The sequence below is a fragment of the Kribbella albertanoniae genome, from assembly GCF_004348455.1.
In the GTDB taxonomy this organism is placed as follows: Bacteria; Actinomycetota; Actinomycetes; order Propionibacteriales; family Kribbellaceae; genus Kribbella; species Kribbella albertanoniae.
This window is the reverse complement of sequence record NZ_SMKA01000313.1, coordinates 1-10,487: the sequence shown is the minus strand read 5'-3', so window position 1 is coordinate 10,487 and position 10,487 is coordinate 1. Positions and strand designations below refer to the sequence as shown.

Sequence of the window (10,487 nt, the reverse complement as noted above, 5' to 3'; positions counted from 1 at the left end):
GGTTCGGTGTTTCGGGGGGTTCGGTACGCCGAGCCTCCGGTTGGTGGGCTGCGGTTCGGGGAACCGGAGCCGGTTCGTCGGTGGGACGGCGTACGGGATGCGACCGTGTTCGGGCCGGCGCCGCCGCAGTCCGAGTTGCTGGGGACGGCTCGGGGTGATGGTGGTGATGACTGGCTGACGCTTAACGTGTGGACTTCGGAGGCTGGTGGGCTGCCGGTGATGGTGTGGATTCCGGGTGGGGCTTATATGGCTGGCGATTCCGGTCGGCCGGAGTTTGATGGGGCTCGGTTGGCGGCGAGTGGTGTCGTGGTGGTGTCGCTCAACTACCGGCTGGGGATCGAGGGGTTCGGGCAGATTGAAGGGGCTCCGGCTAATCGGGGACTGCTTGATCAGGTCGCGGCGCTGCAGTGGGTGCGGGAGAACGTCCGCGCGTTCGGTGGCGATCCCGATCGGGTGACGGTGTTCGGGCAGTCGGCGGGTGGTGGATCCGTGGCGGCGCTTCTCGCGATGCCGCGCGCCAAAGGGCTGTTCCAGCAAGCGATCGTGCAGAGCATGCCGGGAACGTTCTTCTCGCCCGAGCTGGCCGCCGACATCACCGCGGCCTGCGCTGCCGAGCTCGGCGTGCCAAACCTCGCAACGGTGGAGCCGGCCATGCTCCCGCTCGTCGGTGACGCGATCTCGGACAAGATGAGGCAATGGCGGGATCGCTGGGGACCGATCACCCACCGACCGATTCCGTTCGCCCCAGTTGTCGACGGCAACATTCTGCCGACGACTCCTTGGCAGGCATTGGTCGATGGCGCCGCCCGCGACATCCCCCTGCTCGTCGGACACACCCGCGACGAGCATCGATTGTTCAGCCTGATCGACGGCGTACTGGGCGAGGTCACCGCCGAGCAGACCGAGACCGCCCTGCAGATGCTTGCCCCAGGGCTCCATTATCGAGAGGCGTTCCCGCACGCATCCGACGAAGAGCTGTACGAAATCGTCAACCAGGACTGGCTGTTCCGGATGCCGAGCCTCCACCTCGCCGACGCACAACTCGCCGGCGGTGGCCAGGCCCATCTCTACGAACTGACCTGGAACGGCACCCTCGGCGCCACCCACGGCCTCGACATCCCCTTGGTCTTCGGCAACCTCACCACCGGCCACCCTGCCACGCTGATCAGCGACGCCGATGAAGCGCAGGATCTGTCCGATCAGATGCGTACGGCGTGGGTCGCGTTCGCCACCCACGCCGACCCGGGCTGGCCGCCGTACGACGGCAATCTCACCCAGCTCTTCGACACACCGTCGGCAGTGACCGCCTACCCGGAGGAAGCCTCCCGACGGCTCTGGCGGGACCACACCTTCCCGCCGCTTTCCCTACTGCTGCCCTAGGCTGCGGAGGATGGCGATCAGCTCGCCTCGTTTTGCCTCGCTTGTGCCGTCAGGTTCGAGCCCGGCGTGGATTCGGAGAGCTTCCTGGCACATGGCGCGGGCTTCATCGGGCCTGCCCAGGACTTGCTGAAGCTTGGCGAGGTGGCCGAGGGCTGAGGACTTGAGCACTTGCAGGTCGAGCTCATCGCACAGCGTGAGCGCCCGCTGGTAGGAGTCGACCGCCTCGTTGTGCAGACCTGTTTCGGCCTGAGCCACTGCCAGGTTGTCCCAGGCGTAAGCCTCCACCCTCCGGTTTCCGGCACACAGCGCCAAGGCCTTCCGGGCAGCGGCGATCGCAAGTTCGTACTGGCTGAGCTTGAGGTACGCGGCGGCCACGTTGTTCTGCAACCTCGCCTCGCCCTGGCCGCCGTCACTCTGACGAGTGAGGTGGATACTCCGCAGATAGAGTTGCACCGCCTCGGCGTACCGGCCGCACCGGTGGTTCTCGATGGCCAGGGCTTCGAGAGCTTCGGCGTGACCGAGCGGCGAAGAGATCTGTTCGAAGAGCGACGCCGCCCGTTCGAGGTGAATGATGGTCGCGGACGAGCGGCCGAGCTCGCTGTTGACCGCTCCGAGGTCCGTCTCCGCGATCGCGACGGCAAGGACGTCTTGGGTACGGCGTGCGCAGCTCAGCCCCAGCTCGTGAACCCGCAGCAGGTCTGCCAACGCGCCGCGGTAGTGGAACGCCATCGCCAGCAGGTGACTGACCTCGAAGCCGATCCGGTCGAGCCCGCGCTCGGCCGCCAACTGCACGGCGGCCAGTGTGGTCTCACACATTGTGTTCAACCAGTCGAGTGCCTGGCGATCATCGGCGAACTGGAGCGGGACGATGCCGCCGAAGGGCGCTTCGATCTCCATCAGTGGGGCGGCTCGGCCGAGGGCGGCGCGGCCGTTGGCGGCCGAGTGGAGATAGAAGCTCAGCTGCCGCCGGAGGGCAGCGTCGCGTTCTGCCGCGGAGTCGGTGGTGTGGGCGAGTTCGATCGCGTACATGCGGACCAGGTCGTGCTGTTCGTACCGGTCCGGATGTGGTTGCTGAACCAGGTTCGCCTCGACCAACTGACCGAGCAACTGCTGCGCGGCGGCCGAGGTAACCCCGGCGAGAGCAGCCGCCGCGGCCGCGCTGACACCGGGCCCTGGACTGTCACCCAGCAGCCGGAACATCCGTGCCGTCGCAGGATCGAGCGCCTCGTAGGACCACGAGAACATCGCTCGTACGTCGGTCGCCGCGTCCTCGCCGTCGAAGGCTGCCAGGCGGTCCCGGCCGACCGCGAGTTCGTTGGCCAGGGCAATCAACGGAAACCCGGGCTGTACGGCGGCCCGGGCCGCCACGATCGCCAACGCCAACGGCAGTCGCGCACACAGCTCGACGATCGCCTCAGCGGCCTCAGGATCGGCCGACACCCGGTCACGACCAATCCGATTGGCCAGCAGGGTCTGGGCATCACGGGTCGCCAGCGGATCGAGCCGCACCGGACTGGCCGCAACGAGTCCGGTCAGCCGGCTCCGACTGGTGACCACCACGAAACAGGTCTCGGACTCCGGCAACAGCGGCCGGACCTGCTCCGCGTCGCGCGCGTTGTCGAGGACGATCAGCACCCGCTGACCGGCCAGCTGGCTGCGATAGAGCTTGACTTGCGCATCCAGGCCCATCGGCATCCGCTCGGCCGAGATCTGCAAGCCTTCCAACAACGCCCGCAAGGCTTTCTCGGGCGTCAACGGTGACCCCGACGGATCGAAGCCGCGCAGATTCAGATAGAGCTGCCCGTCGACGAACTGGTCAGCCACCTGATGCGCCCATTGGACGGCCAGCGCCGTCTTCCCCACGCCCGCCATACCGGAGACAACTGCGACCGAGCCGTCGGCCAGTCGCTTGTCGAGCTGAGCAAGCTCATCCGCGCGCCCGGCAAACGCCGCGATGTTGATCGGCAACTGGGCCGGCCGCCACCTTTCCGGCGGAGGGGTCGCTGCAACGAGAATCTGCTGATGCAACCGCTGCAACGCCGTACCGGGCTCGACACCGAGCTCCGCGGCCAGCCGTTGCCTGGCCAGTTGGTACTGCGCAAGCGCGTCAGCCTGCCGACCGCTGAGATGCAGAGCCAGCACGAGCTGACCGGCAAGTCGCTCGTTCAGCGGATGTTCGGCGACCCGCTGAGTCAGCTCGGCCACCATCGCTGCCTGCTGTCCAGCCTCCAGCCGGAGGTCGTCGCGGTCCAGCTCCGCGGCCAGCCGCTCTTCCTTCAAGGTCGCTCGAACCTGGCTCAGCCATTCGTTGTCGAGGCCCGCGAACGCGTCACCACGCCAGGCCGACAGGGCGTACTCCAGCAGCGGGAGCCTGCCTTCCTCAGTACCGCGAGCCTCCGCGACAGCCCGCCGGAACCGATGAAGATCCACCGCCGACGGATCCGCGATCAGCGCGTAACCCGTCGAGCTTCGCTCAATCGTGGGACCGCCTGCAGCGCCCAGAGCGGTTCGCAGGCGGGAGACATAGCTGTAGAGCGATTCCTTCGCGCGCTTCGGCGGCCGGTCGCCCCAGATCCGCTCGATCAGCCGGTCGACCGGCAGCGACCGCCCTGCCTCCACCAGCAGAACCGCGAGCAGCACCTGCTGGCGCGCCGTACCGAGTTCGACGGCAACGCCGTCCGCCCGCGCCTCAACCTCACCCAGTACGCCGAACTCCACGACCCCAGCCCCCTCCCACAGACTGGAGTCAACAACGGACGCGCGTTCGACGCAACTGTGCGGTCTCAGCTGCGCGGGAGGACCCAGACGTCCGCCAGCGATGGGTCATAGCCGGAAGCGGCAGCGTTGTGCTGGATGCGGACCCGAACGGTCGAGCCTGTCAGCAACGCGGGATCGTCCACCGGGAACTGGTAGGTGTCGAGGCCGCCCTTCGAACGGTTGTTGACCCGGTGATGTACCAGTACGCCGTTGATCCGCACCTCGTAGTCCTTCACCTGAGCCTGGTCGAACGTCTCCACCAACCGCAGGACGAACGGCTGCCCGGCCTGGATCCGCAGGTCGAACTCGAACCACGAGCCCGGTACCTGCAGACCCGAGTACCGCCGGGTCCGCCCGGCCTCGACCCCAGTTCCGGACGACGGTGCCGCGGTCACCCGATGCGCGCCCTCCGAGGCCGCCTCACCGAGATCCACGTAGTCGGACGCGCCCTCGACACCCAGGACCGCGAACTGATACTTGCCTGCAGCAACTGTCACGGCGACGGTGTCACCCTCGTCGACGAGGTTCGTCACGTACGGCGCCGCGGTCAGCGCGACTCCACCTTCGGTGATCAGGCTCGGGTCCGACGCCGGGATCCGGACCACGGCCGTGGTGTTGCCGGGAACGGTGACGTCGAGCTTCAACCCGTCGGTACCCACCCGGTCCCAGCGGGTGGCGATCTCGCCGTACGGCGTCTTGTACCCGAAGTCGGCGAAGGTGAGGCCGGGGCCGGGCGTCGGGGCGATCAGTGCCTTGCGGTAGCCGGGCTCGGCCGCACTCACCCCGGACATCGTGCCGTACATCCATTGGCCGACCGCGCCGTACGCGTAGTGGTTGAAGGAGTTCATGTTGACGTCGTTGAAGGTGCCGTCGGGGTTGATGGAGTTCCAGCGCTCCCAGATGGTGGTGGCGCCCTTGGCGATCTCGTACCCCCACGAGGGGTATTCGGTGCGCTGGAGGAGCAGGTACGCGAGGTCGGTGCGGCCGATCTTCGACAACGCCGGCAGCAGTCCGTCGACCCCGAGGAAGCCGGTCTTCAGGTGTCCGGCGGCGGCGATGTTCGCGGCGAAGTGGTTGCCGGTGGCCACGATCCGGTCGGCCGGGACGAGATCGTTGGTGATGGCAAGGATGTAGTCGGTCTGGTTCCCCTTGCTCACCCGGCCGTCGGCGCTGATGAACGCGGCGGCGAAGGCGTTGCGGATATCGGAGTACAACCGCTGGTAGCGGTCCGCGTCGGCGGTGCGACCGATCGCGCTCGCCATCTGGCTCAGCTGGCGGGCGCTCTTGGCGTAGAAGGCCGTGCCGATCAGGTTGGTGTCGCTGGGCGAACTCTCCAGACTCAGCCAGTCGTTGTAGTCGCCACCGGGCCGGATGAAGCCACTCGCGGGAGCCAGCGAGTCGACGTACCGCTTCATCGAGTCGAACTGCTCGCTGATGATTCCGGTGTCGCCGTACGCCTGCCACAGCGTCCAGGGGACGTTCACCCCGGCATCAGCCCAGCCGGCGTTGTTGTTGCCACCGTCGAACTCCTCGGGGACGGTCGGCGCGACGCTCGGATAGGCGCCGTTGGTCCGCTGTTCCAGCCGCAGGTCACGCAGCCACTTGCTCAGGAACGCCTGCGAGTCCTGGTTGTAGACGGCAGTCCGCGCGAACACGTTGATATCGCCGGTCCAACCCAGCCGCTCGTCCCGGGCCGGAGTGTCGGTCGGGATCGAGAGGAAGTTGCCACGCTGTCCCCAGGTGATGTTGCTGTGCAGTTGGTTGACCAGCGGCGAACTCGTCGTGAGCCGGCTGGTCCGCTCGCCGTCCGTGCCGATCACCAGCCCCTTTAGGGCACTGGCCGGAGGTGCGGTCGGCAGGCCCGCGATCTCGACGTACCGGAAGCCGTGGAAGGTGAAGCGCGGCCGGTAGGTCTCGGGCGAGCTGCCGGCGAAGGTGTAGTAGTCCGTGGCCCGGGCGCTGCGCAGGTTGGCGGTGTAGAGGTTGCCGTCCTTGTCGAGTACCTCGGCGAACCGCAGGCGCACAGTCTGGCCAGGTGTCCCGGTCAGGGTGAACTCCGGTACGCCGACCATGTTCTGCCCGAGGTCGTACAAGTACGTCCCCGGCACGTTGGAGCGGATGGCCGTGGCTGCCAGCTGCTGCGTCACCCGCACCGGCTGGTCGGCCTGCGGCACCAGCAACGCGTTTGCGGACGGCTTGACGATTGCGGCCCGCCAGCCGGTGGAAGAGTAGCCCGGCTTATCCCAACCAGTTTGCGCCGCGCGAGCGTCGTACGTCTCGCCGTGCAGTAGATCACCAGCCCGGACGGGCCCCGGGCTCGTCCGCCAGGTCGCGTCCGTTGCGAAGACGACCGTGCTGCCGTCGTCGTAAGTGACCCGCAGTTGCGCGGTCAGCGCCGTACTCCGGCCGTAGCGTTCCGGCTTGAAGACCCCGAGCTGACCGGTGAACCAGCCGCCGGCTACTTCGGCACCGATGGTGTTCGCTGCCCCGGATCGGATCAACGAGGTCACGTCGTACGTCTGGGTCTGGATCCGCTGCCGGTAGTCCGTCCAGCCCGGGGCGAGTTCGTGGTCGCCGGCCTTCGTGCCGTTGATGCGCAGCTCGTAGATGCCCTGGGCCGCCGCATGCAGTCGAGCGCGGACGACAGTCTTGCCGGTCGGCAGCTGGATGTCCTTACGGAACAGGGGTTTGGCGTTGTTCGGTACCCAGAGATCGTTTTCGGTGCCTTGAGCAACCTTGACCGACAGTCCGCCGCCCGGCTGCAGCGGAGCGCCTGGGAACGTCTGGTCGTAGGCAGGAAAGGCACTCTCGATCAGTACGGCGCCGCCCGCGTTCGTCACCTTCAACCGATGGACAACACCTTCCTCCGGACCGTAGACGCGGAACCCCATCAGCCCCGGACCGTTGGCGTCGGACCGGTTCCGCTGGTCTACCTGCTGTCCGTTGATCCAGGTGGTGATGGTCTGACCGGCCACCGTGATCCGCAGGTTGTTCCGCTGCCGCAGATCGACCGGTACGTCGACATCCGCCAGTACGACATACTGTCCGTCGGGTTGCCGGACGTGCGGGCGCAACCGCATCCGGCCCTCGGTCGTGTTCAGCTGCCACATGTACCGACCGCGGAAGAAGACCCCGAGTGCATCCCGTTGCACGGTGACATCCGCGTCGACCGTGTAGTCGGTCCACTCCGGACCAACCGCCTCATCCGCACCGATCCAGTCGCCGGCCCAGTCGGACGGCTGCAACGCGCCGGTCTCGAACTTCGCCGCCGGGCTCCACGCGGACGCCGTACCCGTCTCGTCCCAGATCCGCACGATCCAGTGGTACGTCGAGTAGGGGGTGAGCGCGGGACCGCCATACGGGACGTCGACCGACTGGCTGGACGTGACCTGGCCGCTGTTCCAGATGTCAGGGGTCTGCAGTTTGTCCGGCGCGGACGCGACGTGGATCTCGTAACGCTGCTGACTCAGCCCACGCCGGTCGGCCGACAACTGCCAGCTGAGGCGAGGCGCGCCGGCCACGACCGCCAAGGGCTCGGTCAGATGGTTGGTCCGCAGGCTCGACACCTGCGGATCGGCCGTCACACTGCCGCTTGCGGTGAGCGGAGTCGCCGTCAGCAACAAGGCCGAGGCAAGCAGAACCAGAGCTCTCACGATGATTCCCCAGTCGTCCGGGCCGGTACCGGCCCAAACCATCGCAGCGACCGCAAAACGCGGTCAACGAATCTGGCCACTAGCGGACAGCCTTTCTGGCCTGGTCGAACAGTAGTTTCAGCAGCGATGTGACGCGATGGGCACCTCAGTGCGTTGGTAGGGATGTGACGGCGATGAACTCCACCGAGGTCGACTTCGAGGCGTTTGCGCGGGCGAACACGCATCAGCTGTACCGGACGGCGTGGTTGCTGACTGCGGACTCGCACCACGCGGACGACCTCGTGCAGGAGACACTCGGGAAGCTGTTCGGGGTGTGGGGACGGGTACGGCGGATGGAGAAGCCGGCGGCTTATGCGCAGACCGTGCTGACCCGGACGTTCATCTCGCAACGGCGTCGGCGAAGTTGGCACGAGCAGCCGACGGACGTCGTACCGGAGTTGCCGGTCTCGGATGACGACCATGAGTTGCGGCTCTTGGTGATGCAGGCGTTGGAGGGGTTGCCTGCGCTCGATCGAGCGGTGTTGGTGCTGCGGTTCTTCGAAGATCGCAGTGTCGAACAAGTGGCGCGCGATCTGGGCAAGAGCGCCGGCGCGATCAAGAACCGGACGGCCCGGGCGTTGGTCCGGGTGCGGGCGGTTCTCGGTGACGAGGCGGTCATCGCACTGTGAACAGGCAGGAGAAGGACCCCGTGGACCCCGTGGAAACAACAGACGACCGGCTGCCCGATTTGATGCGGCGCGCCACTGAGACCCTTGAGCCCCGCTACCCCGATCTGGTGGAACGCGGGATGCGGCGAGGCGTCGTACGGCGGCGTCGGCGTCGGGTGTTGAGTGTCGCGGCGACCGCTGCCGCCGTCGCGATGACGGTCGGTGGGATCGCCGTCGTACAAGCGAATCTCGGGCCGCAGGCCGGTCAACCGCCGGTCGCCGGGCTCAGCACGCCGACGCCCAAGCCGGAGCCGGACGTCTCGGCGACGCCCGTTCCGCCGCCGCCGGCCAGTCCCGCCGAGACGCTGACGACGTTGAAGGGGTTGGTGCCCGGGCTGGCGACCTCCGGCGGGAAGACCTGGGGTGACAACTTCATCGCCGCCGGACTGCTCGTGGATGACGGCCAAGGCAAGGCCTGGGTCGAGGTTGGACTCCAGACAGTCAAGTACGACCCCAACTGCACCGACCAACCGCCGAGCCAGCACTGCAGGGCGCTGCCGGACGGGACGTTCCTCCGGTCGTACTCAGGCGCGGACCGCGGAATCACCTACAACGCCGTGGTCGTCGAGTATTCGGACCGGCGCGCGATCAGCCTGACCAGCACGAACGGCCTCAGTCTGAAAGGTCCCGCCACGCGCCCCGGACCGGCACTGTCCATCGAGCAACTCGTGGAGATGGCCTACAGCGTCTCCTGGACCTTCCCTCCCGCCAACTACGGAAAAGATCTGAACCGATGATGCTCCGCAAGACCGTACTGATTGCCGCCCTGGCTGGTGTCCTGATGGCACCGACCCTGACCGCTCAGGCGGCCCTGACCTGGACCGTGACGCCCACGAAGTCGCAGCCGTCGATGCTGGACGACATCGACGCGAAGAACGGCGAGACCTGGGCGGTTGGTAGCAACCTGATCGACTCCTACAGCGATACCCGACCACTGGCGTTCCGCTGGAACGGCATCCGCTGGGTCGAGACACCACAGCCGGTGCGCACGAACGCGACCCTGAACAGTGTCGCGGTGGCCGGCGCCAAGGAGGTCTGGGCAGTCGGCGAGGACCGCGCCGTACCGGAGCAGTCCAAGCCGTTGGCGATGCGCTGGAACGGTACGGCGTGGAAGGTCGTGCCCGGACCGCCTGTTCCGGCCGGGTCCTTCAGCGACGTGACGATCGCTCCGGACGGGACTCCGTGGGCATCCGGCTGGGCGGACGTCGACGGTCGCGAGCATGCGGTCGTCTACCGCTACACCAAGGGTGCCTGGCAGCCGTTGACGTCCGGGCTGGAGGGTTCCATCAACGGGAACACGTTGACCGTGCTGTCCGCGACGGACGCCTGGCTGGGACTGAACGGCGGAATGGCGCACTTCGACGGGAAGGCGTGGAAGCTGGTCGACGACGTACCGGCTGATGGTTCGCAGATCCCGACCGGGTTGGTTGCGGCCGGTCCGAAGGACATCTGGGCATCCGGGGTCGCGCACACCTCGAAGGGCGAGCGCCCGCTGGTCCTGCACTACGACGGCAAGGCGTGGACCCAGGTCCCGACACCGCAGACTTCGTCGCAGCTGTACGACATCACGCTGCACAACGGCCAGCCGGTCGCGGTCGGCGAGAAGTTCACCACCTCCGGCGACATCATCACCGAGCACCCGTTCGTGCTCGCCCTCCAGAACGGCAAGTTCACCGAAACCACCAGCCCCGCCGCCAAGATCGGCACCCTCACCGGCGTCGAAGCCGTCGGCACCCGCCTCTGGACCGTAGGCGCCCAACGCCAGCCGTCCGCCGACCCGACCCCGCTGGCAGCCCGTTCCAACTAGCCGTTTCGACCCACCGGCCCGCCAGTCTCCCTCGACCGCCGGGCCGGTCCTCGTCGTGCCCGAACCCCCAGGCCATCACAATCACCCAACCACCACCGCCCCAAGCGTGAACTCCCCCGGAATCTCCATTTGTGATGGCCCCCAGGTCCGCCCGCTGGGGTGTTTTGCTAGCTGGGGTGGGGT

6 protein-coding genes are annotated in these 10,487 nt (G+C 67.3%); 4 read left to right on the top strand and 2 right to left on the bottom strand.

The genetic code is table 11. The features are described 5' to 3' along the window. On the top strand, positions 1 to 1,380 hold a 1,380-nt coding region (locus E1261_RS39155; protein WP_132414813.1), incomplete at its 5' end, for a carboxylesterase/lipase family protein. Here the strand turns inward: E1261_RS39155 and E1261_RS39150 are convergent. Together E1261_RS39150 and E1261_RS39145 are read right to left on the bottom strand one after the other, a co-directional pair. Next, positions 1,366 to 4,098 (bottom strand): AfsR/SARP family transcriptional regulator, encoded by a 2,733-nt coding sequence (locus E1261_RS39150; RefSeq protein ID WP_132414812.1) that lies wholly within the window; start codon positions 4,096 to 4,098, stop codon positions 1,366 to 1,368. The two genes, E1261_RS39155 and E1261_RS39150, sit on opposite strands and share 15 nt — an antisense overlap. Positions 4,099 to 4,163: 65 nt before the next feature. Continuing rightward, positions 4,164 to 7,790: an alpha-L-rhamnosidase gene (locus E1261_RS39145; RefSeq protein ID WP_238176714.1), complete on the bottom strand. Its 3,627-nt coding sequence runs from the start codon at positions 7,788 to 7,790 to the stop codon at positions 4,164 to 4,166. Positions 7,791 to 7,963: 173 nt separating this feature from the next. On the opposite strand from E1261_RS39145, the gene E1261_RS39140 reads away from it, so the two are divergent. The 3 genes from E1261_RS39140 to E1261_RS39130 are packed head-to-tail and all read left to right on the top strand — an operon-like array spanning position 7,964 to position 10,304. Then, positions 7,964 to 8,458, top strand: a complete 495-nt coding sequence (locus E1261_RS39140; RefSeq protein WP_132414810.1) for a SigE family RNA polymerase sigma factor — start codon at positions 7,964 to 7,966, stop codon at positions 8,456 to 8,458. Positions 8,459 to 8,487: 29 nt separating this feature from the next. Then, positions 8,488 to 9,234 carry a hypothetical protein gene (locus E1261_RS39135; protein ID WP_132414809.1) on the top strand — a complete coding sequence of 249 codons (747 nt, stop codon included), beginning with the start codon at positions 8,488 to 8,490 and terminating at the stop codon, positions 9,232 to 9,234. Next, positions 9,231 to 10,304, top strand: a complete 1,074-nt coding sequence (locus E1261_RS39130) for a hypothetical protein (protein WP_132414808.1) — start codon at positions 9,231 to 9,233, stop codon at positions 10,302 to 10,304. The genes E1261_RS39135 and E1261_RS39130 overlap by 4 nt, the downstream gene beginning before the upstream one ends. The last annotated feature ends 183 nt before the right edge of the window (positions 10,305 to 10,487 follow it).

Bases quoted from the DNA above. Each gene is read 5' to 3' on its own strand.
- E1261_RS39140 (WP_132414810.1), top strand. From the start codon at position 7,964: ATGAACTCCACCGAGGTCGACTTCGAGGCGTTTGCGCGGGCGAACACG.
- E1261_RS39130 (WP_132414808.1), top strand. From the start codon at position 9,231: ATGATGCTCCGCAAGACCGTACTGATTGCCGCCCTGGCTGGTGTCCTG.